Origin of the sequence: Agrobacterium genomosp. 2 str. CFBP 5494 (assembly GCF_900013495.1) — a bacterium.
In the GTDB taxonomy this organism is placed as follows: domain Bacteria; phylum Pseudomonadota; class Alphaproteobacteria; order Rhizobiales; family Rhizobiaceae; genus Agrobacterium; species Agrobacterium pusense.
In genome coordinates, this window is record NZ_LT009718.1 from 826,514 (window position 1) to 848,245 (window position 21,732).

Annotated in this window: 20 protein-coding genes and 1 tRNA gene; 8 read left to right on the forward strand and 13 right to left on the reverse strand. The window is 58.5% G+C overall.

All coding sequences use genetic code 11. From position 1 onward, the window contains the following. Positions 1 to 10: 10 nt before the first annotated feature. From fliF to AGR2A_RS03905, 4 genes are all read left to right on the forward strand, one after another. The gene (gene fliF, locus AGR2A_RS03890; RefSeq protein WP_037092353.1) at positions 11 to 1,693 is read left to right on the forward strand and encodes a flagellar basal-body MS-ring/collar protein FliF; all 1,683 of its coding nucleotides are present in this window, start codon (positions 11 to 13) and stop codon (positions 1,691 to 1,693) included. Between the two features lie 372 nt (positions 1,694 to 2,065). Further along, positions 2,066 to 2,797 carry a transcriptional regulator VisN gene (gene visN, locus AGR2A_RS03895; RefSeq protein WP_004439885.1) on the forward strand — a complete coding sequence of 244 codons (732 nt, stop codon included), beginning with the start codon at positions 2,066 to 2,068 and terminating at the stop codon, positions 2,795 to 2,797. Between the two features lie 53 nt (positions 2,798 to 2,850). Next, a complete protein-coding gene (gene visR, locus AGR2A_RS03900; protein WP_034496317.1) occupies positions 2,851 to 3,552 on the forward strand; it encodes a transcriptional regulator VisR in 702 nt (233 codons plus the stop codon). A gap of 97 nt (positions 3,553 to 3,649) precedes the next feature. After that, entirely contained in the window at positions 3,650 to 5,497 is a 1,848-nt protein-coding gene (locus AGR2A_RS03905) for a methyl-accepting chemotaxis protein (protein WP_072493965.1), read from the forward strand. A 54-nt stretch (positions 5,498 to 5,551) separates the two neighbouring features. On the opposite strand, the gene AGR2A_RS03910 is transcribed toward AGR2A_RS03905, so the two are convergent. Continuing rightward, positions 5,552 to 9,061, reverse strand: a complete 3,510-nt coding sequence (locus tag AGR2A_RS03910; protein WP_080823013.1) for a PAS domain-containing hybrid sensor histidine kinase/response regulator — start codon at positions 9,059 to 9,061, stop codon at positions 5,552 to 5,554. A gap of 217 nt (positions 9,062 to 9,278) precedes the next feature. Between AGR2A_RS03910 and mscL the strand changes: the two genes are divergently transcribed. From mscL to galE, 3 genes are all read left to right on the forward strand, one after another. Beyond that, entirely contained in the window at positions 9,279 to 9,707 is a 429-nt protein-coding gene (gene mscL / locus AGR2A_RS03915) for a large conductance mechanosensitive channel protein MscL (RefSeq protein ID WP_063949679.1), read from the forward strand. 150 nt (positions 9,708 to 9,857) lie between these two features. Continuing rightward, complete coding sequence (locus AGR2A_RS03920; RefSeq protein WP_072493967.1) at positions 9,858 to 11,024, forward strand: pyridoxal phosphate-dependent aminotransferase; 1,167 nt, start codon at positions 9,858 to 9,860, stop codon at positions 11,022 to 11,024. Positions 11,025 to 11,358: 334 nt separating this feature from the next. After that, on the forward strand, positions 11,359 to 12,390 hold the full coding sequence (gene galE / locus AGR2A_RS03925; protein WP_004439901.1) for a UDP-glucose 4-epimerase GalE: 1,032 nt from the start codon (positions 11,359 to 11,361) through the stop codon (positions 12,388 to 12,390). A gap of 12 nt (positions 12,391 to 12,402) precedes the next feature. Here galE and AGR2A_RS03930 read toward each other — a convergent pair whose 3' ends face one another. The 10 genes from AGR2A_RS03930 to AGR2A_RS03975 form a co-directional block, all read right to left on the reverse strand. Beyond that, positions 12,403 to 13,239: a DUF6030 family protein gene (locus tag AGR2A_RS03930; protein WP_072494861.1), complete on the reverse strand. Its 837-nt coding sequence runs from the start codon at positions 13,237 to 13,239 to the stop codon at positions 12,403 to 12,405. Between the two features lie 139 nt (positions 13,240 to 13,378). Further along, on the reverse strand, positions 13,379 to 13,606 hold the full coding sequence (gene yacG / locus AGR2A_RS03935; protein WP_004439907.1) for a DNA gyrase inhibitor YacG: 228 nt from the start codon (positions 13,604 to 13,606) through the stop codon (positions 13,379 to 13,381). Positions 13,607 to 13,609: 3 nt separating this feature from the next. Next, on the reverse strand, positions 13,610 to 14,233 hold the full coding sequence (locus AGR2A_RS03940; protein WP_004439909.1) for a Maf-like protein: 624 nt from the start codon (positions 14,231 to 14,233) through the stop codon (positions 13,610 to 13,612). A 31-nt stretch (positions 14,234 to 14,264) separates the two neighbouring features. Continuing rightward, a complete protein-coding gene (gene infA, locus AGR2A_RS03945) occupies positions 14,265 to 14,483 on the reverse strand; it encodes a translation initiation factor IF-1 (protein WP_003503453.1) in 219 nt (72 codons plus the stop codon). A gap of 144 nt (positions 14,484 to 14,627) precedes the next feature. Next, complete coding sequence (locus AGR2A_RS03950; RefSeq protein ID WP_022555605.1) at positions 14,628 to 15,116, reverse strand: low molecular weight phosphatase family protein; 489 nt, start codon at positions 15,114 to 15,116, stop codon at positions 14,628 to 14,630. A 2-nt stretch (positions 15,117 to 15,118) separates the two neighbouring features. Beyond that, the gene (locus AGR2A_RS03955; protein ID WP_004439916.1) at positions 15,119 to 15,592 is read right to left on the reverse strand and encodes a UPF0262 family protein; all 474 of its coding nucleotides are present in this window, start codon (positions 15,590 to 15,592) and stop codon (positions 15,119 to 15,121) included. 3 nt (positions 15,593 to 15,595) lie between these two features. Beyond that, entirely contained in the window at positions 15,596 to 16,894 is a 1,299-nt protein-coding gene (gene hisD / locus AGR2A_RS03960) for a histidinol dehydrogenase (RefSeq protein ID WP_004439919.1), read from the reverse strand. 120 nt (positions 16,895 to 17,014) lie between these two features. After that, on the reverse strand, positions 17,015 to 17,455 hold the full coding sequence (locus AGR2A_RS03965; protein WP_004439923.1) for a DUF2948 family protein: 441 nt from the start codon (positions 17,453 to 17,455) through the stop codon (positions 17,015 to 17,017). Between the two features lie 114 nt (positions 17,456 to 17,569). Beyond that, positions 17,570 to 18,862, reverse strand: coding sequence for a UDP-N-acetylglucosamine 1-carboxyvinyltransferase (gene murA, locus AGR2A_RS03970; protein ID WP_004439925.1), 1,293 nt, complete (start codon positions 18,860 to 18,862; stop codon positions 17,570 to 17,572). Between the two features lie 102 nt (positions 18,863 to 18,964). Further along, complete coding sequence (locus AGR2A_RS03975) at positions 18,965 to 19,231, reverse strand: hypothetical protein (RefSeq protein ID WP_045532828.1); 267 nt, start codon at positions 19,229 to 19,231, stop codon at positions 18,965 to 18,967. A gap of 155 nt (positions 19,232 to 19,386) precedes the next feature. On the opposite strand from AGR2A_RS03975, the gene AGR2A_RS03980 reads away from it, so the two are divergent. Beyond that, positions 19,387 to 19,461, forward strand: a tRNA-Thr gene (locus tag AGR2A_RS03980). A 201-nt stretch (positions 19,462 to 19,662) separates the two neighbouring features. On the opposite strand, the gene AGR2A_RS03985 is transcribed toward AGR2A_RS03980, so the two are convergent. Continuing rightward, positions 19,663 to 21,000, reverse strand: a complete 1,338-nt coding sequence (locus tag AGR2A_RS03985; RefSeq protein WP_004439930.1) for a flagellin — start codon at positions 20,998 to 21,000, stop codon at positions 19,663 to 19,665. A gap of 257 nt (positions 21,001 to 21,257) precedes the next feature. Further along, the coding region (locus tag AGR2A_RS29955; protein ID WP_286079582.1) for a flagellin at positions 21,258 to 21,732 on the reverse strand (475 nt) is incomplete at its 5' end.

Here is a 21,732-nt window from a genome sequence, read left to right on the forward strand (position 1 = left end):
GCGGAACAGAATGAATCTGTTAAATCAAATCCCTCAGGTCTTGAAGAATGTCGCGGCGCTGGGGCAGACGCGGCTGCTGATGTTGGGCGGCGTGGGCGTTGTGTCCATGGCCATTATCCTCGCTGCAGCGCTTTATGTGAACCGTCCCGCTTACGAGACCCTTTATGTGGGGCTTGAAAAGAGCGACCTCAACAAGATCAGCATTGCGCTCGCCGAGTCGGGTCTCGACTTTCAGGTGGGGACCGATGGTTCCAGCCTTCAGGTCCCGGTCGGGCTTACCAGCAAGGCGCGGCTGCTTCTGGCTGAACGTGGCCTGCCCGACAGCGCCAATGCCGGTTATGAACTTTTCGACAATGTCGGTTCTCTAGGCCTGACCTCCTTCATGCAGGAAGTGACGCGCGTTCGCGCCCTTGAGGGTGAGATCGGCCGCTCCATCCAGCAGATCGATGGCATCGCAGCCGCACGCGTGCATATCGTCATGCCTGACGTCGGCAATTTCCGCCGCGGCGAACAGAAGCCCACCGCATCTGTCATGATCCGTGCGAGCGCCTCCGCCGGCCGCAAGGCCTCCGCTTCCATTCGTCACCTCGTTGCCTCGGCCGTTCCCGGCCTTGAAGTCGACGATGTGACCCTGCTCGATTCCACGGGTCAGCTTCTGGCGTCCGGTGACGACGTCACCAATGCCGCCATGAACCGTTCGCTGACGCTGGCGCAGAACGTTCAGCAGGAAATCGAGACCAATATCGACAAGGCGCTGGCGCCCTTCCTCGGCATGGACAATTTCCGCTCGAGCGTGACGGCGCAGCTCAATACCGACAGCCGCCAGATTCAGGAAACCGTCTACGATCCGGAATCGCGTGTCGAACGGTCGGTGCGGACCGTGAAAGAAGACCAGAAGTCGCAGGAAACGCAGCCCGACACGGCCGCGACCGTGGAGCAGAATGTTCCGCAGGCCGCACCTCAGGGCGGCGGCAGCACGCCGCAATCGTCGGACGAATCGGCGAAGAAAGAAGAACAGACCAACTACGAGATCAACTCCAAGACGGTCGCCACGGTGAAGAACGGCTATACGGTCGAAAAGATTTCCGTCGCGGTGGTCGTCAACAAGGGGCGTATCGCAAAGATGGTCGGTGAACCCGCCGATCAGGCCAAGATCGACGCCTACCTCGCCGAAATGCAGAAGATCGTCACCTCCGCCGCCGGCATTTCGTCCGACCGTGGCGATATGGTCACCCTGACTGCAATGGATTTCCTCGAAACCCAATTGCTTGACGAGGCCGCCAGCGGACCGGGTGTCATGGAAGTGCTGAGCCGCAATTCCGCCGGCATCATCAATTCCCTCGCCTTTGTCGCGGTCGCCTTCCTTGTCGTCTGGCTCGGTGTACGCCCGCTGGTCCGCACGGTTACCGGCAATGGCGCGGCCGCAGGCCAACTCAGCCAGGAAGCCGCCGGTCTCGAACTGCCGGACTTCTCTCCGGGCATGGATGCGGGCGCGAGCGGTCTCATGGAAGGGTTCGGGGCGGATTTCGGTTTCGACAGCACCGACGATCTTCTGGCGGGCGGCGATGGCGAAGGCACCTTCAACCGCCGAGTACGCGAAGGGCCCGAACGCAGGCTCTCCCGCATGGTGGAAATCAGCGAGGAAAGAGCCGCCAAGATTCTGCGCAAATGGGCAGTGGAAAAAGCAGCGTAATATCGAAAAGGCCGGAGTTTTACCCGGCCTTTTTTCCGTTTTTGGGCTTTTCGCTATCCTTGGCGGACGTATCGTGGCAATCTCGTTTTAGGACAGTGTTTACAAAAAATTCAGCAACGATACAGTTTGCTGGGAATTGGCTGAGAATGCCGTTTATGGATTGAACAGCTTTTCAGTATGTTTTTTTAGCAATAGACGAACGGTGAAATACGTGGAAAGGCTGGTGTCAGGTAATGGCAAATCCCAGTCCGTTCCATAAAATGAAATGATTCGGTCTCCGGGGGCTTGCCGTCCCATTTTGGTAAGCTTCTCGAATGGAATGATTCCATCCCGAGGTATAATCTCCCACTGGGAGCAAGAGGGCGTAGGCGATTGAAAGTCGATGTTGATATCCGCAGGCTGTCTGCCAAGCCTATGGAGGGCATGGGTAAGCCCCTGCCGCGTGATCAGCTTGCCAAGAACGTCGCAGCCACGGCTGCTGCCGGTAACGTTGCAGGCGCGCTTGATTTGCTCGTGACTTACGCTGGCGCCTCGCACTACCTGCTGGCGCGGGATGACCTTCTCGAAGAAACCGGGCTTAAATTCATCGTCACATCCGATTGGCCTTTCGATCTGGTGCGCCGGTTGGGCGTCGAGCTTGCCAATAGCCAGAACCGTTCGAGCGAAATGGAAAAATGCCTTTCGCTTCTGCAGCCGCGGCTGCTCTTGCTTCCAGAGGACGTTTCGGTTCCCTATGGCATAGACCGGCAGTATTCTGCGCTCTCTTTCTGCGTGGGGCGCATTCGCCTTTCTCTCCTGCTGCTGTTCCCCGAGGAAGCGGTTCCGTCGCCGGAACGCCTGCGTGAAATCGCGCTTCTGACGGGCTATTGCGTCAGTTTCGGCATTGCCAGCGAGGCAAAAGCCGTGCGCGATATCGACCTCACCGAGCGCGAACTGGAGTGCCTTTTCTGGATCGCGGAAGGCAAGACGAGTGACGAAATTGCGATGATCCTTGGCATTTCACGCAATACGATCAATAATTACATTACAAGCGTGATGCGTAAAACTGCGACAAAAACCCGCTCGGAGGCAATTGCCTACGCCGTGCGCAACAACCTCGTATAATGGTCGGACGGATGGCACAGACGAAAGACAATGAGGGTACTGGTCAAACGGGCATGTTTTACCGCAGCCCTGTCGTGACGAGCCGGTCGGATCTGTTTCCGAAGCTTGTTGCCATGCAGAAGCTGGTCGGCGCGCGCAATTTCGTGGTGACGAAGGCGGCCGCTTCCGGTTTCCCCAACAAGAAGAAGCTGACCTGCGAGCTGGAAAACTGGGGCATGAATGCCGCGGAACAGAGCACGCAGTTCATTCGCGCTGTCGGCGATATTCTTCTCGATCACATCGAGACGTCGCTTCTGCCGGTCATCTGGCGCAACAAGAATGCCGGCGGTTTTGCCGATCTCCCCGACGTGCCTGCGCTTCTGCGCCGGATCGAGAACGATACGTTGCCCTATGCGGGTCTGGCGCTACCGGTGCGCCTCGGCACCATTGGTAACGGCTATATCGTCTTCTGCGGCACCAATCTCGTTCTCGACAATGAAGTGGTGATCGAACAGCACATCAAGTGCTGCGAGATCATGGTCGATATGCTGGCGCTGGACGAGCGCAAGGCAGCGCCCTCGGAAGCGTTGAGCGAGAGGGAAATCGCCTGCCTGCAACTGGCGGGCGATGGCCGTATCAGCGAAGAAATCGCGGTCAAGCTCGGGCTGTCGGTACACACCGTCAACGCCTATCTTGGTTCGGCGACGATCAAGCTTGATTCCGTCAACCGTATCCAGGCGATCGCGAAAGCCATCCGGCTCGGCTACATCCATTAACGGCGGGCGGGTCTACCGCCCCCTTCGCCGGCACTTCGCGTTTTTTTAACAGTTGCCCATTAGAACTTTTATAAGTTTGGCTTTGGGGAACTGTTTCATGCACAACCGGCTCTTTAAGTCCGTTGCTGGCAAGGTCGTGGCTTTGACGATCGGCCTGATCGCGCTCAGCGTGGCGGCGGTTGGTTTTTCGACTTACATTCGCTTGAAGGACAACATCATCACCACCGCGCTGCGTGATACGCACAGCGCAATGCGCAGCATGGCGATCCTTTACGAACTGAAAGTTGGTGGTGTTGCCCTCGAATTGGTGGATGGCGACCTCAAGAGCGTGGGCCGCGCCAGCATCGGAACGATGCGCGATAATGATCTCGTTGACCGCACCGCAGCCGGAAACGGTGGCATCTCCACTGTTTTTGAAGCCAGAGGCGGCGAATTCATTCGCATGACCACCAATCTGAAGAACGAAAAGGGCGAGAGAGCAGCAGGAACCAAGCTTGCGACCGATCATCCCGCTTTCGAAAAAGTCTCCAAGGGTGAATCCTATTTTGGCACCGCGACGCTGTTCGGCACCAGCTACATGACGGGTTATATGCCCGTTACGAACAAAACCGGCGCAACCGTCGGCATTCTGTTCGTGGGTGTTCCCATGGATGTCTACGATGCGCAGATATACAGCCTGCGCGACATGATGCTGATCTGTGGCGGGCTCGCCATGCTTGGCGTCGGCTTGCTCGCCTATTTCGTCATCAAGCGTACGCTTCAGCCCTTGGGCAAGCTGACCGATGCAGTGAAGTCCCTTTCGGACGGCAATCTCGATACACCGATCCCCTATGCCACCAACATCAATGAGTTTGGCAACATTGCCCGCGCTTTGGTGATTTTCCGCGAAAATGCACTTGAGAAACTGGCGATTGAGGGCAAGAGCGCCGAGGAACGTGCTGCGGCCGAGTCCGAACGTTACCGCAATGACGCCGAGAAACGGGAGCTGGACGGCCAGATCGAATTCGCGGTCGACGAGATTGCGTCCGGTCTCGGCAGGCTATCGCGTGGCGATCTCAGCCGTACGATTGATACGCCCTTCTCGGGTCGCCTCGACCGGCTGCGCACGGACTTCAACAGTTCCCTGCTCAACCTGCGGGATGCGCTGGGCCAGATCCGGGAGCGCACGCTCATCATTCAGCACAGCGGTATCGAAATCGAGCAATCTTCGGTCGATCTGTCGAAGCGGACCGAAAACCAGGCCGCCTCGCTGGAGGAGACCGCTGCCGCTGTCGAGGAAATCACCGCTACCGTCAAGTCATCGGCTGAAAGGGCGCGCGAGGCCAATGAGGCCGTTCGCATTACCAAGCAGAGCGCCGACAGCTCCGGTTCGGTCGTCAGCAATGCCGTCGACGCCATGGGCCGCATTGAAGACGCCTCGCGCAAGATCGAACAGATCATCGAGGTCATTGACGACATTGCTTTCCAGACCAACCTTCTGGCGCTCAATGCCGGTATCGAGGCCGCACGTGCTGGTGAGGCCGGCAAGGGCTTCGCCGTCGTGGCGCAGGAAGTGCGCGAGCTTGCCCAGCGCTCCGCCGACGCAGCCCGCGAGATCAAGCAGCTCATCAATCAGTCGACGCATGAGGTCAGTTCCGGGTCGAAGCTGGTGCAGGAGGCGGGCACGGTTCTTTCCGCCATCAGCCAGCAGATCGTTACCGTCAGCCAGCATGTCGAAACCATTGCGACGGCAACGCAGGATCAGTCTTCCGCACTTCACAACGTCAACAGTTCCGTCAACCAGATGGACCAGATGACCCAGCAGAACGCGGCGCTTGCCGAACAGTCAAGCGCGGCCAGCATGATACTGTCCGGTGAAGTCAAGGCGCTTCTCGAACTCGTGCAGCGGTTCCAGATGGAGCAGGGCTCGGCGACAGGCCGAGACCGGTACAATCAAGCGGCCTGATACGCCGGTTTTTGAAGATAGATACCGCTCCCGGATCGCAAGATCCGGGAGTTTTTACTCGGCCGCTGCCCGCACGGTACTGGATATCTGGTTGATATAGGCGCGCAGCGCTGCCGGTTTCACCGGTTTGTGCTGGACAGCAATTCCGTATTTTTCGGCATCGCTGCGCACTTCCGGGCTGCGATCCGCCGTTACCAGCAGAGCCGGGATCGTTTTGCCATAAAATGTCCTGATGAGGCGGATGGCGCTGATGCCATCGCCATCATCAAGATGATAATCAGCGACGATGACGTCGGGTGCTGCGGTCAGAGAAAGAAACGGCTCTTCCAGCGCCGCCACGGATCCCGCTGGTAAAACGTCGCAGCCCCATCCCGTCAGCAACAGCGTCATGCCCTCAAGGATTTTCGGCTCGTTGTCGATGCACAGCACCCGCACGCCCTGGAGGCGATCGCTGGCAGCAGGATTGGCGATGGGGCCGCCCGACTTCGCGGGTGCGACACGATCTCCCTCACGCGTGAGGTGAATACGGAAGGTCGTGCCCTTGCCCGGCGTGGAAATCAGTTGAACCGGATGGTGCAGCATGCGCGACAACCGGTCGACGATGGAAAGGCCAAGGCCGAGCCCCGAGGCCGTTTTTGCACCTTCGTCCAGCCGGGCGAATTCCTTGAAGACCGTGCGGAACTTGGAGGCGGGTATGCCGATGCCGGAGTCCGTCACCTGAATGACCACTTCACCACCCCGGCGGCGCGCGCCGACAACCACTTTGCCCCTCAACGTGTATTTGATGGCGTTGGAAACCAGGTTCTGTATCAGACGCCGCAGGAGGTTGGGATCAGACCGTACCGTCAGCGAAGTCGGCATGACCACGAGGTCGAGGTTCTTCTCCTGCGCCATCGGCGCAAAATCGGTCTCGATCCGCTTCAGCAAGTCGTTCAGCGGAACGGATGTCATGCGCGCCTTCATCGAGCCGGTGTCCAGACGGGAAATATCGAGCACCGCGCCAAGGATGGTCTCGACCGATTCCAGCGCTGAGTCGATATTCTGCACGAGTTCGCTTTCTCCCGATTCTCCGAGCCGTTCGACCAGCGAGGATGAATAGAGACGGGCGGCATTCAGTGGCTGGAGAATATCGTGGCCGGCGGCGGCGAAAAACCGCGTCTTGCCGATGTTCGCCTCGTCGGCTGCCGCTCTCGCCTCAGCCAGCGCGCGGTTGACGCGGGTCAGTTCGGCGGTCCGCTCCACCACGCGCTGTTCCAGCGTTTCATTCGCCTGTTTCAGCGCCTGATCGCTTGCCACCCTCTGGGTAATGTCGGTGAAGGTTGCGACAATGCCCTTGTCCGGCATCGTGTTGGAGCGCACCTCGATGATGCGTTCGCCGCCCGCCAGCACCAGAGGGAATGGCAGGTCCATGGTCAGAAAGCTGGTGATCAACTGTTCCGTATCACCGGCCGGCATGTCGCCTCGTTCCTGCAGCATGGAGACGATGTAGGTTAGTGGTACGCCCACCTGGCCGAACTGCTCGGGCAGGTCCAGAAGAGTGCGAAAGCGCCGGTTCCAGATCGTCAGCTGCTGGGAGCTATCGAAAACGGCGATACCCTGGTCCATCTGCGCCAGCGCCGTCTGCAACATGTCCTGATTATACTGCAGGGCTTCGCTTGCCTGGTCGAGCAGCCACGCCGTGTCTGCGCTGGTGTCTTCCGCCTTCTGCAGAATGATCGAGAGCACGAGGCGGGCGGAGGAAGAGCCGATGGCGCTGCCGAGTAACTGTTCGGAGAAGTGAATCAGCGCCATGTCCGCCGGCTGGTCGTCATTCAGCTTTCTGCCGGCCGTTTTTTCATAGGTGGCCAATGAACGGAGCATGCGCTCTTCGCCGAGATAGCGGGCGATCGCGCTTTTCAGATCGCCGACGCTGACACGGGTTTTCCAGCCGCGGGTGGCGAATTGCGATTTTGAATGACGCTTGACGAAGATGCCGGACTGAATGCGTTCTACCGGTCTTGGATTGCGCGAAAGCGAGCCGAGTACAAACGCCATGCTGTTGACGAGAAGACTGAGAATGACTGCATTCACGAATGGATCGGCTTCAGGCCCGTTGAACACGGTGCTGCCGGAAAACAGGAAGCCGAGAATATTCGCCGCAACCTCGGAATTGTCAGGCCCGCCGAAGCTCGGCAGGAAAAGCAGATAGGCCCAGACGAAGAAGCCGGAACTCAACCCTGCGATTGCGCCGCGCGCATTGGCCCGCCGCCAGAAGAGGCCGCCGAAAAGGGCAGGGGCCATCTGGGCAATTGCAGCGAAGGCCAGCAGGCCTATGGAGGCGAGACCCGTGGCGCTGTCGGCGGCGCGATAATAACCATAACCCAGCAGCATAACGGCAAAGATCGCCGTTCTGCGGATGTTGAGCAGGGTCTTGGCGAAGTTGTCCCGGTGCGGTGAGCGATTCAACAGCTTCTGTCGCAGGAAGATCGGCATGACAATGTCATTGGAAATCATGATCGACAGCGCGACCGACGCGACGATCACCATCGCGGTCGCGGCCGAAAAACCGCCGATGAAGGTGATCAGGGACACGACCGGCATCTGATGGTTGAGCGGCAATTGCAGCACGTAGAGATCGGCGTCGCCATTGGCGCCGAGCGTCAGAATGCCTGCAAGAGCGATCGGCAGTACGAAGATGTTGATGGCGATGAGATAGAGCGGTAGCAGGAGCCCCGCCATGCGCAACTCTTCCGGCGTCCGGTTTTCCACGACTGTGACATGGAACTGACGCGGCAGCAGGATGATGGCGAAGCCGGAAAGCAGGGTCATGACGATCCAGCGGCTGACGGGCGTGTGATACGAGATGGCCTGCATCGCCTGTTCATTGGCGGAGGCAAGCTGCCACAGATGCGCGGGACCATCGAAGAGCACGAAGAGCACATAGAAGCCGACGGTGCACATGGCGACGAGCTTGACCAGCGATTCCATCGAGATCGCCAGTATGAGCCCGTCCTGATGTTCGGTTGCATCCGTGTGGCGGGTGCCGAACATGACGGCGAAGCCCGCCATGACAATGGTGACAACAAGCGGCAGATCGAGGAAATAGAGGTTGCCGCTGCCGATGCCGTAATCACCGGGGTCGACCATCGTCGCCACCGAGCTGGAAACCGCTTTCAGCTGCAGCGCGATATAGGGAATGGCGCCGACGAGCGCGATGATGGCGACAATCATCGCCACGGTGGAATTCTTGCCATAACGGGCGGCAATGAAGTCTGCAACCGAGGTCAGTTTTTCCGTTTTGGCAAGCTCAACGATGCGTCGGATGATTGGCATGCCAAGGGTGAAGGCAAGGATAGGCCCGGTATAGATGCCAAGAAATTCCAGTCCCTTGTCGGCTGCAAGCCCAACACCACCGAAATAGGTCCAGGAGGTGCAATAGATCGCAAGGCTGAGCGCATAGACGAACGGACGCCCCTTTTTCGGCGCGTTTCTCTTACGGCTCTTCCTGTCCCCGTAGCTCGCAACAGCAAACAGCAGCAGGATATAGGCGAAAGCCGAACCGAATATGATCCACCCAGGAAGCACGCATCCTCCCATGCAAGAGTTTCCTGATATCAAGCATAGGCGAAATCCGCGCCATTGAGAATGAGCGCGGTCTGATCATAAAGTTCAAGATCAGCGCGCAAAAAACCCGATAAATGCAATCTTGACGAATTCCAAAAGTGTAAGGGAATCTGTATGGTTGAAGGTGTAGGGACAGTCACATAGCTTCAGCTCGCAAAGCACGAGAGGGACAATCTGAATGCTTAACGAATTTAAAACCTTCATTGCCCGCGGCAATGTCATGGACCTTGCCGTGGCGGTGATTATTGGCGCAGCGTTCAACAAGATCGTGGAGTCGGTTGTCAACGATCTCATCATGCCTATTGTTGGCGCAATTTTTGGCGGGTTCGACTTCTCGAATTACTTCCTGCCATTGAGTTCCAACGTCAACGCCACCTCGCTTGCCGCAGCCCGCGAACAAGGTGCCGTCTTCGCCTACGGCAGCTTCGTTACCGCCGTCATCAACTTCCTTATTCTGGCCTGGATAATTTTTCTCATGGTCAAAGGCATCAATGCGTTGCGCACCTCGGTCGAGCGCAAGAAGGTTGAGGAAAAGTCCGAACCTGCACCACCCCCGGAAGATATCAAGCTGCTCACAGAAATCCGCGATCTGCTGAAGACGCGTTGACCTTGTTCGGTCCCGATATGATCGGCCGGCCCATGCGGCCGGCGATCTCCTGCCGGGATGATCCATAAAGAAAATCCATGGCCGCCTCACGGATTATCATGCACATGGCGGGTGCGATGCGATAAGAAGGCACCAAACGGAGTGTCTTTAATGTCCATTTTGAACAGTCTGAGTGCACGCTCTCTGGCGGCTCCCGAGAGCGGTATTGTCGAAGTCGTGAATTATGCCCGGGGGCGGGACAACCTCCTGCCGCTGTGGGTTGGCGAAGGCGATCTGCCAAGCCCCGACTTCATCAATCAGGCCGCCATCGATGGTCTGAACAATGGCGAGACCTTCTATACCTGGCAGCGCGGTATTCCAGAACTGCGCCAGGCGCTGAGCCTTTATTACGAACGCCATTTCGCGGCATCGCTGCCGCCGGAGCATTTTTATGCGACCGGTTCAGGTATGCAGGCGATTGTGCTTGCCGTTCAGGCATTGACGTCACCGGGCGACGAGATGGTGTATCTTTCACCCACATGGCCGAATATCGTTGCCGCCATCGGTGTGGCAGGGGCGAAGGCGGTTCCGGTCGGCATCGATTTTCGTGATGGCCGCTGGGATCTCGATATCGACAGGCTGGAAAGCGCGATTACCCGCAAGACGAAGGCGCTTTTCATCAATACGCCTTCCAACCCGACTGGATGGACAGCGACGGCAGACAATCTCCGTGATGTTCTGGCGCTTGCCCGCAAACATGATCTTTGGATCGTCGCCGACGAGATTTATGCGCTTTATCATTATTCCGGCAGCCGCGCGCCGTCCTTCCTCGATGTGATGGAGCCGGACGACAAGATCGTCTTCGCCAATTCCTTCTCGAAGAACTGGTCGATGACCGGCTGGCGGGTCGGCTGGCTTGTCGCCCCACCTGTCATCGGCCAGGTGATCGAAAACCTTATCCAATATTCCACGTCAGGCGTGGCGCAATTCATGCAGCGCGGCGCGGTCGCGGCCCTCGACAAGGGCGATGGTTTCATTCGCGAGAATTACGAGCGCGCTTTGACCTCACGCGATATTCTCTGTGACGCCTTGATTGCAACGAACCGCGTCGAAACTCTGAAACCGGATGGCGCTCTTTATGCCTTTCTCAAGATCGATGGAGTGACGGACAGCCGCGCAACCGCGATTGATATCGTCGATAAGACCGGCGTCGGCCTTGCGCCCGGAACTGCTTTCGGCCCAGGGGGAGAATTGTTCCTCCGCGCCTGCTTCCTGCGCAACCCCAGGCAGATAGAAGACGCGGCCGACAGGCTGGCCTCTTACATCCTTAGTCGGTAAGCCTCGCTCGCCGGCATCTCTGCCCTTTCGCGGCGCCTACATAGCATCGGCACGCCTCTGTCCGGCTCGCCTTTGGGCATCACGCCGAAGCGCGAAAATTACAACCCCACGGCGTAGCCATCGACGTGCGGGTTTTTTTGTGCTAATGCGCCCTCGTTCCGTCTATGAGAACATTTTCATACAATAAATAAAATGCCTTGCATCGCACTAACCAATCGTAAGCCACCTTTTCACAGAGGCGGAGGATTGGTTGGGTATTCGCTGTGCAAGTAATCAATGATGAAGAATTATTGGCTTTGATGAGCTCAAGAAAAGCAAACAGGGAAGTAGTGTCATGGCTGTTCTGGTCACGGGTGGGGCCGGTTATATAGGAAGCCACATGGTGTGGGCTTTGCTCGATGCCGGGGAAGAAGTCGTCGTTGTCGATCGGCTTTCGACCGGATCGCGCTGGGCCGTCGCGCCAGCGGCGCGTTTTTATCTCGGCGATGCGGCGGATCCCGCGTTGCTCGACCAGATTTTCGAAGAAAATCAGATCGAGACCATTTTCCATTTCGCCGGCTCCGTCAGCGTTCCCGAATCCATCAGCCGGCCGCTCGAATATTACGAAAACAACACCGGCACCACCCGCGCGCTTGTCGCTGCCGCGGTGCGGAATGATATCCGCAATTTCATCTTCTCCTCCACAGCCGCTGTGTATGGAAACCAGCCTTTCGAAGGCCCGGTGCCGGAAACGGCGGTCCTCAGCCCCGAAAATCCCTACGGTCTGTCGAAACTCGCTTCTGAAATCATGCTGCGCGATGTCGTGCGCGCACATGACTTCAACTACGTGGCGTTGCGTTACTTCAACGTGGCCGGAGCCGACCCCCAGGGTCGCGCCGGACCTTCGCCAACAGGCGTCGCTAATCTCATAAAGGTGGCATGCGAAGCTGCAACCGGGCGCCGGGATCACGTGGAGGTTTACGGGACGGATTATCCGACAGCCGATGGCACCGGCGTTCGCGACTATATCCATGTCAGCGACCTCATCGAAGCGCACATGCTGGCCATGGCCCATTTGCGCGCCGGCGGCGGCACAAGAACGCTCAACTGCGGTTATGGCGTCGGTTATTCGGTGCTTGACGTCCTGCATGCCGTGCAGCGGGAATCCGGACATGATTTTCCGGTCATCCACTGTCCGCGCCGGGCCGGTGACATCGCCACCATGGTGGCGGATTCGGGACGGATCCAGTCAGAATTTGGTTGGCGTCCGCGCTTCAACGATCTTTCGACCATCGTCCGCACCGCGTTGCAATGGGAGGCCAAGCGCCAGGCCCAGAAAAACGAGATGATTCCTCCAATACGGCGTAAACTGGCGGCGATAGGATGAACCGGCTGCGCATCACCTTGCCCTGTTTTTCTTGACTGAACGATAGTCAGTCGGGCGGTCTGACGCGCTGGCGGGGCGAAGCCATCGATCACGATCGAAGAAGCTGCGTGTCAGCTTCAGTCCGGCCGAAGTTTCGGTCGCGAGCAAAATCACATTCACGCGGTGCGGCGCGGTGGGTTCCGGCTTCACGGAAGCCGAAATGCCGAAGTGTCGCGCCTGATACGGTTGCATCTTCTGCGCCGGTTCAAGCATCGAGCCAATATCTCTCCAACGGGTCTGCTCGATAATCATGGCAAGTGCTGCCGCAAGCTTCGCGTTGACAGCGCGTCCGGCCGATGTCTGCGGTGCAACTGCCTTCAGCCTGACGGACCGGATTTCCCCGGAAACCTCGCCGCGGATTTCCAGGAAAAGCGATCCCGCGTCAGCCGGGTCCGCCGTCGTTGCCTCGCCCAGATCGGCCATACATTCGAAGCTGCGGTTATTCACCGGACTAGGATGCCAGCCTCGCGGGCTGGAGAAGCCTTTGGCCGTGAACCGGTCGCAAAGGTCTTTGCCAGAGATGATGAAATCGCGGGCGAAAGACGCTCTGGCGCCATTGCGCTCGAATTTCAGCAGGTGAGGTGGCAGATAAATGGTTCTCGCGGCAGGCTTCTGCCGTTTGACGGGTTTTGCCCTGGCAGATGGTACGGCGGAAAGAGGAGCGGGCGCCAGATTGAGATAGGTGAGCAGGCTTCTCAGATGCTTTTTGTCATTGGCGAGCAGAACCGTTGCCGATATGGCGGAACAGACGACGAGCACCGCAACAAGCAGCGCGCGGAGACTGACTCTCTTTTGCGGGCCTGCGTCCATCATGGGACCTTGTTGGCTGTCTGTTATAGGCATCAGCCGGTTTGGAGCGAATTATCGGACCATTGGCGGTCCGGCGAATATCAATTGCGAGTAAAAGTTCTAAAATATCTGGTTCCGCCGGAATGTCCGGCGGATGTCCTCAGTCGGAGGAATTCTTGTCACCATCCCGTCCGCCGGCGCTGCTCTCATCATCCGCTACGGGAATGGCGTAGGAACCGTTCAACCAGCGGGCGAGATCGAGCGAGCGGCAGCGATCCGAGCAGAACGGGTAGTCTTCCCGTGTCGATGGTCGGCCGCATTCCGGGCACGGTTGGGATTTGCGGAGCGGCGTAACGTTTCCAGCGCCTTCGGTGGAGGATTTTGCCACAGCCTATCCCTCCAGCCAGCCAGACGTCACCTCGAACCCTTCACCGGCAAGAAGCGACATGGTCTCATAGAGCGGCAGACCGACGACATTGGTGTAAGAGCCCGTCAATTTCTGCACAAACGCGCCGGCGATGCCCTGAATACCATAAGCGCCCGCTTTGCCGCGCCATTGCCCGGAAGCGATATAGGCATCTATCTCACGGGTCGACAGGCGTTTGAAGCGTACCTTGGTCTCCGCCACTTTCTGCCGGATCTTGCCGCCCGGGGTTACGAGGCAGATGCCGGTATAGACCCAATGGCTGCGCCCGGAAAGAAGATGCAGGGCCGCTGAAGCCTCTTCCGTATATTCGGCCTTGCCCACGATACGTCGACCGACAGCAACGACCGTGTCGGACCCCAGAACATAGGCGTCCTTCCAGGCCTGCTCGTTTTTCAGCGCCGCCTGCGCCGCTTCCGCTTTCTGCAAGGAAAGACGGCGGCAGAGCGTTCGCGGATGCTCGAGCTTGACGGGCGTCTCGTCAATATCCATCGGCATCAGGCGAGCCGGCTCGATGCCGATCTGATGCAGCAGCTCCAGACGCCGCGGCGATCCAGAAGCCAGAACGAGCTTTTGTTTTGAATTCGTCATTGCGCTGCCGGGCGTAGGATGCGGAAACGGATTACTTGAAGCGATAGGTGATGCGGCCCTTGGTCAGGTCGTAAGGCGTCATTTCGACCAGAACCTTGTCGCCTGCGAGAACACGGATGCGGTTCTTGCGCATGCGGCCCGCCGTATGGGCGATGATTTCATGGTCGTTCTCAAGCTTCACGCGGAATGTTGCGTTCGGCAGCAATTCGGTTACGATGCCCGGGAATTCAAGGACTTCTTCTTTTGTCATGTAAGGGTTTTCTTCCTGTTGATAGTGCCGGACCGTGTCCTGTCCGGGAAAATTGCGCGGAAACTACACAATCCCGGCACATTTGTGAACCTCTAAAGCATCGGCTTGAAAATCGCGATCGATTTTAACAGGCCGAGGCAGTTTTCAGTCTTTTGAAAGCGTATCCGCCACCGGCTGTTGCCGCTTCGGCAGGCGTTCGGCAATCAGTTTTGCAAGATGGTCCCGCACCTCACGATAGGCGTCGAGTATTTGCTCCCGCGTGCCAGTGACCACCGTCGGATCCATGGTGGGCCAATAGACCACATCGAGAGAGTTCGAGCGCGTCAGTTCCAGTGCGGCGTGATGAGCTTCTGGTGTTAATGTAATGATCAGATCGAAAAAATCATCCTCGATCTCGTCCAGAGTACGCGGTTTGTGCTTGCCGAGCGAAAAACCCTGCTCCTCCAGCACCGCATCCACGAAGGGGTCGCGCTCGCCCGCCCGCACACCTGCCGACTGGATGTAGATGCCGGGCGCGACCAATCGTTTGGCGATCACCTCGGCCATGGGGGAGCGGATGGAATTCATGCCGCACATGAACAGGACCGATTTCGGCGCTCGTCCCTCGTTTGGCGCTGCGGCAGGATCGCTCATCTCTAACCCCGCCAATAAAGCACACAGACAAGGGTGAAGAGCCGGCGCGCCGTGTCGAAATCCACCTTTATCTTGCCGGACAGCCGGTCCATCAGCGTCTGCGACCCGTCATTGTGGATGCCGCGCCGGCCCATGTCGATCGCCTCGATCTGGCTCGGCGTGGAAGAGCGGATCGCCTCGTAATAGCTTTCGCAGATCAGGAAATAATCCTTGATGATGCGGCGGAACGGCGTCAGCGACAGGATATGGGTGGACACATCCCTGTCGTCCTCGGTCTTGATGGAGAAAACCAGTTTGGAATCGACGAGCGATATATAAAGCCGGTACGGCCCGCCGTCATGTCCGGCAGGCTCAAAGGTATTTTCTTCGATCAGGTCGAAAATAGCGACGGCGCGTTCATGCTCCACGTCGGGCGTGGACCGGCCGATGCTGTCGTCCAGTACCACGTCGCAGAGCCGGAAGTCGCCTGACGCCATCGTTTAACTTTCCGGGTTGAGGCGGATGGAGACGGAGCGCGCATGCGCGTCCAGCCCCTCGGAACGGGCAAGGGTGATGGCTGCCGGCGCAAGCTGGCGCAGCTGCTCCGGACCAAGCCGCAGGATGGACGTGCGCTTGACGAAGTCCAGCACCGAAAGGCCTGAGGAAAAACGGGCCGAGCGCGCCGTCGGCAGAACATGGTTGGAGCCGCCCACATAATCGCCGATCACTTCGGGGGTGTGGCGCCCGACAAAAATCGCCCCGGCATTGCGGATGTGGGCCATTAGCGCATCCGGGTCATCGATGGCAAGTTCCAGGTGTTCGGCGGCGATCCGATTGGCCAACGGAATGGCATCGGTGAGCTTTTCGACCAGAATGATCGCGCCGAAATCCGCCCAGCTCGCCGCTGCTGTTTCGGAACGCGAGAGACGCTTCAGCTGCCGCTCGACGGCTGCTTCCACCGCCTTGCCGAGCTCGGCATCATCGGTGATCAGGATGGATTGTGCACCACGATCATGCTCCGCCTGTGCCAGAAGATCGGCAGCAAGCCAGTCGGGGTCGTTATCCCTGTCGGCGATGACAAGCACTTCGGAAGGGCCGGCGATCATGTCGATGCCGACAGTGCCGAAGACCTGACGCTTGGCGGCCGCCACATAAGCATTGCCCGGGCCGACGATCTTGGCGACCGGCGCGATGGTTTCAGTGCCATAAGCCAGTGCCGCCACGGCCTGCGCGCCACCGATGCGATAGATTTCCTCGACGCCCGCAATACGCGCGGCAGCCAGAACGGCCGGATTGACCGCGCCGCCATTCGCGGGCACGACCATGACGATGCGCTCCACACCGGCAACCTTGGCGGGCACGGCATTCATCAGCACTGAGCTTGGATAGCTGGCCGTGCCGCCTGGCACATAAAGGCCCACGGCCTCGATTGCGGTCCAGCGCGAGCCGAGGCCGACGCCGATATCGTCCTCGTAGATATCGTCCTTCGGCATCTGTCGCGCATGGTGTTTTTCGATACGCCGGGCTGCGAGTTCAAGCGCTTCGATCACGCTCGTGTCGACGGCGGCAATCGCCGCATCGATTTCATCAGTCGTTACCCGCATCGGCACCGCGGCAAAATCGATGCCGTCGAATTTCCGGGAATAATGGGCAAGGGCCGCATCGCCGCGATGTCGGACATCATTGATGATGTCGCGAACGGTCGCATTGACGTCTTCGGAAACTTCTCTCTTGGTTGTCAGGAAGGCAGCGAATTTCTGTTCGAAATCAGCCGATGCCTGCTCCAGCCAGATTGCCACGCCATTACCCTTTCATTGTCCCCACGGGGTGCACGACTTACCGCAGAACGATTGCGGCTCTGGTATGTGGCATAAATCGAAACGGGACGGAAAGGCAACCGTCCCGACAGTCCGGAAAGCTTATTCGCTGTCGGGATGATGCGGTTTGGTGGCGGTTTCCCACGCACCGCTCACATCAGTCAACTGCGCCTCGATGCATTCGACATCAAGCGCGATGGTGCCGCCGCCAGAAAGGGCCAGTTCCACAAGGCCATCCGGGCCTTCGCCATTCGGTGTGAAACGTATCGCCAGAAGCGAAAGAACCTGCTCCCTGTCGGCCAGGTTGATGGACTGCGAACGAACGGCGGAGACACGCTTCAGGAAAACAACTGTGCGGCAGCGTTCCGGTGGCAGGTGCTTTTTATCGGCGCTTTCCCAGACGAAACGGTTGGCGGAAAAGGTGAACTGGCCGTGTTTCGGCTCGAAGGCAACATCCTTCAGCTTGAAGACACTGTCCTGCATATGGGTCGAGATGACGGAGAGATCTTCAGTATCCAGCGCGAGCAATTTCAGGCCGCTCATCTTTTTCTTCCTTCTTGTGCGGTGCGGACCGCTATTTCCATGACTTACAATGGAAATAGGCAGTCCCGGCCCGCTGTGCAACGGGTAGAAAACGGATGAGCGGCGATGAATGGATCAATCGCTGACGCGCTCGACCAACGCGCCGCAGCGGGTGAGCTTTTCCTCGAGGCGTTCGAAGCCGCGGTCTAGATGATAGACGCGCGACACCATGGTCTCGCCCTCGGCCACGAGACCGGCAATGACCAGCGACACGGAAGCGCGCAGATCGGTCGCCATCACAGGCGCACCCTTGAGGCGAGAAACGCCTTCGATGCGGGCCATCTGACCGGAAAGCGAAATCTTCGCGCCGAGCCGGGCAAGCTCCTGCACATGCATGAAGCGGTTTTCGAAGATCGTTTCGGTAATGTGGGAAACGCCCTGGGAACGGGTCATCAGCGCCATGAACTGCGCCTGCAGGTCTGTCGGGAAGCCGGGGAACGGTTCAGTGACGACATCGACCGGCTGAATGCCATTGCCGTTGCGCACCACGCGCAGGCCGGTTTCCGTCTCGCTGATCGTAGCGCCCGCGAGCCTGAGCGTATCAAGTGCATTGTCGAGCAGCGATGCGCGCGTGCCTTCCAGCACGACATCACCGCCGGTCATGGCCACTGCCATGGCATAGGTGCCGGTTTCAATACGATCGGGCAAAACCCGGTGGCGCGCGCCGGAAAGCGAGGTGACGCCTTCGATGGTGATGGTGGAGGTGCCGGCGCCTTCGATCTTCGCGCCCATTGCGATCAGGCAGTGCGCCAGATCGACAACCTCGGGCTCGCGGGCGGCGTTGTGGATCACGGTTGTGCCGCGGGCAAGGCTTGCAGCCATCAGCATCACATGCGTCGCGCCAACCGAAACTTTGGGGAAGGTATAGACCGCGCCGATGAGGCCGCCCTTGGGGGCCGAGGCATTGATGTAGCCGCCATCGATCTCCATCGTCGCGCCGAGCGCCTGCAGGCCCTCGATGAACAGGTCAACGGGACGCGTGCCGATGGCGCAGCCGCCAGGCAGGGAGACGCGGGCGCGGCCCTCACGCGCCAGAAGCGGGCCGATGACCCAGAAGCTTGCACGCATCTTGGAGACCAGCTCGTACGGAGCGGTGGTATCGACAATGGTGCGGCAGGTGAAATGCACGGTACGGGAATAAGCTTCGCCCTGGCTTTCGCGGCGGCCATTCACGGAAATATCCACGCCATGATTGCCGAGGATACGGATCAGCTGCTCCACGTCAGCCAGATGCGGAACGTTTTCGAGCGTCAGTGTATCGCTGGTCAGCAGCGATGCGATCATCAGCGGCAAGGCGGCGTTTTTGGCGCCGGAGATGGGGATGATGCCGTTGAGCTTGTTGCCACCCGTAATTCTGATGCGATCCATGCGTCCCTACGGGCCTGTGCCCGCCTTTCTTTATCGTGCCTTGCGGAAAGGCGCGTCCTTAGACGAATTTCCGCGGCGTTTCAATTTTATGCTGTGAATTCTCTATGAGGATGATTCGTCCGTTTTTGCGGCAGGCAGGCCGATGGTGTCGTCTGCGTCGCCAGCACGGCGCGCGCGAACCTGTTGTTTGCGCTTCAAAAGATTTTCGCGAAGTTTCTTCGCGGCACGCGCCTTCCGTTCCGCCTCGCGCTGGCGCGCCTTTTCGCCGGGCCCCGCCTGCGGCTTGCCGCTGGGCGCCGCGTCGGATGCGCCCGCGGAAAAGTCCCCGCAGAATGCTGTCTTCACCTGTTTGTCGTGATGTTCGGTCATAGATTCAGCAATATCTGAAAAATGCTGTTTTCAACAGGGGGGGCGCTTTTTTGCGCCGCTTGATGAAGAATATCGTTTTGCGACTTGCGCTCGTCAAAAACCTGTGGCAATAGGCCGCCACGCTTGATGCTGAAGCGATCGCTTCGGCACCGGATGCTGCTATAGCTCAGGGGTAGAGCACTCCCTTGGTAAGGGAGAGGCCGAGAGTTCAAATCTCTCTAGCAGCACCATTTTACCTCAACAATTCAAGAAGTTGCGCGCTTACTCAAGCCCTACACCCTGCATGTTGCTCACCGCATTCCGGAGTGTTGTCGCTTCGTGAAAGCTTCGCAAACGGGAAAACCGCGCCCCTTGCGAAGCGCGGTTTCCACATCCGAATATTCTGTTGCTGCCAGAGCGGGACGAAACCGCCCGTAGCCAACGGGCGCCGCTTACTGACGGAATAGCGACAGGATATTTTCGGAACTGGTATTGGCGATGGAGAGCGACTGGATCGCCAGCTGCTGCTGCGTCTGGAGAGCCTTGAGCTTCGTGGATTCCTCGTTCATGTCCGCATCGACGAGGCGGCCGATGCCCTTGTCGATGGAGTCTGTCAGCTTGGAGACGAAGTCTTCCTGCAGATCGAGGCGCATCTTGATCGAGCCGAGATCGGCGCTTGCGCTGATGAGCGATTCCAGCTGGGTGTTGACGAACTGGATCATGTTATCGAGACCTTCGTTTTCGGTCAGCGGCTGTCCCTTTGAATTGGTCAGGCCGGCCAGGTCCTTCGTGATGTCGAGGTCGATCAGCGAGTAGTCGAGCTTCTGCGCCATCTGCGAATCCGCTGCGGCGGTTTCCAGATAGATATTGTTGCCGGACGTTCCGCCGGTGCCGATCGCGGTTACCGTGGTGCCGGCAGGTGTCGGCGCCGTGTTGTTGGCCTTCACGTAAAGCGCTTCGCCGGCGGCGTTTTCACCGATCTTGAAGTAGGTGCCGTTGTTTCGTGCAGTGGTGGCGGCAGCGACTGTAACGAGGCCGGTTACCGGGTCTGCGGCGGAAACCGTGGTTGTCGTGCCCGAGGGGAAACCGAGAAGCTGCGCTTCGGTAAACACCTTTGCGGTATAGGGTGTTGTTGTGGGGACACCTGCGGGCGTCGTTGTCGTGATCTCGAAATCGCGAAGAGCGCCGGTATCGGAGTAATAGGCGGCGCTGTCGAGAATGCCGTTTTTCGTCGCGCCGGTGGTCGTATCGAAAAGCGCGGTCTTGTTGTCGACCTGGATGTTGATGGTCTTGACGGCGACATTACCTGCACCGTCACGGATGAAGGAGCCGACGACCTGCTTGGTGATGGGCGTCAGATTGCCGGAGGCGTCGCTGATCTTGCCCTTCAGCCAGTTTTCACCGGAGAAGGAGGCGGATTCGCCAATGCTCTTCAACTGGTCCTGAAGCTGGCGGATTTCTTCCTGGATCTTGGCCTTGTCAACGCCTGCTTCGCGGGCGGCAACCAGCTTCTTGCTGATTTCCTTGACGACATCGACGGTGGTTTCCATGGCGGAGTAGGCGGTATCAACCTTTGCGGCGCCGAGGCCGAGAGCGTCCTGTACGGCGGAGAGGGCGCCATTATCAGAGCGCATGGTGGTCGCGATCGACCAGTAGGCGGCATTGTCGGATGCGGTCTTGACGCGCATGCCGGAGGAAACGCGCGACTGGGTTTCTTCCATGTTGCTGCCGATGGCGCGAAGAGTCTGGAGGGCGGCCATGGCCGCAACGTTGGTCAAAATGCTGGTCATAATGATTTGCCCCTTGATTGGCTGAAATGAAAAGGGACATTCCGGATTGCCGCCGGGAACGATCGAGCGGCTTGATGCCTGTTAACCTCTTTTTCGTCTTGGTTAACCAATCGTTTCGATGACCAGTTTTTAGGGCGCGAATGGTTAACAAAGCCTAAACCTGTATTAATAAAATTAGGAAATAATAATTTCTATTAACGATAACGAAAAACCGCGCCGTTTCGGGCGCGGTTTGCATTTGGCGATCGGTGTCGGAATTAACGGAAGAGCGAGAGAATGCTCTGGGAGTCGTTGTTGGCGATCGACAGGGCCTGAACAGCAAGCTGCTGCTGGGTCTGAAGGGCCTTCAGCTTGGTGGATTCTTCGTTCATTTCCGCGTCGACGAGGCGGCCGATGCCCTTGTCGAGCGAGTCAGTCAGCTTGTTGACGAAGTTTTCCTGCAGTTCGATGCGCATCTTGACCGAGCCGAGGTCGGCGGCGGCGGATGTCATGCTCTGGAGCTGCTTGTCGACGAAGGAAACCATGGCGTCGAGCGCCTGCTCGGGCGTCAGGGTCACGGTGGCGGGACCAACGAGATCCTTGGTGATGTCCAGCGAGGTCAGGGAGTAGGACAGTGACTTTGCGAGCTGATTGTTGGCGCCGGTTTGAAGGTAGACGTTTTGGCCATCTTTCGTGGTGCCGATTGCGGAGGTGCCGAGCGCTTTCTGAGCTGTGTCGATGGCGGCGGTACCC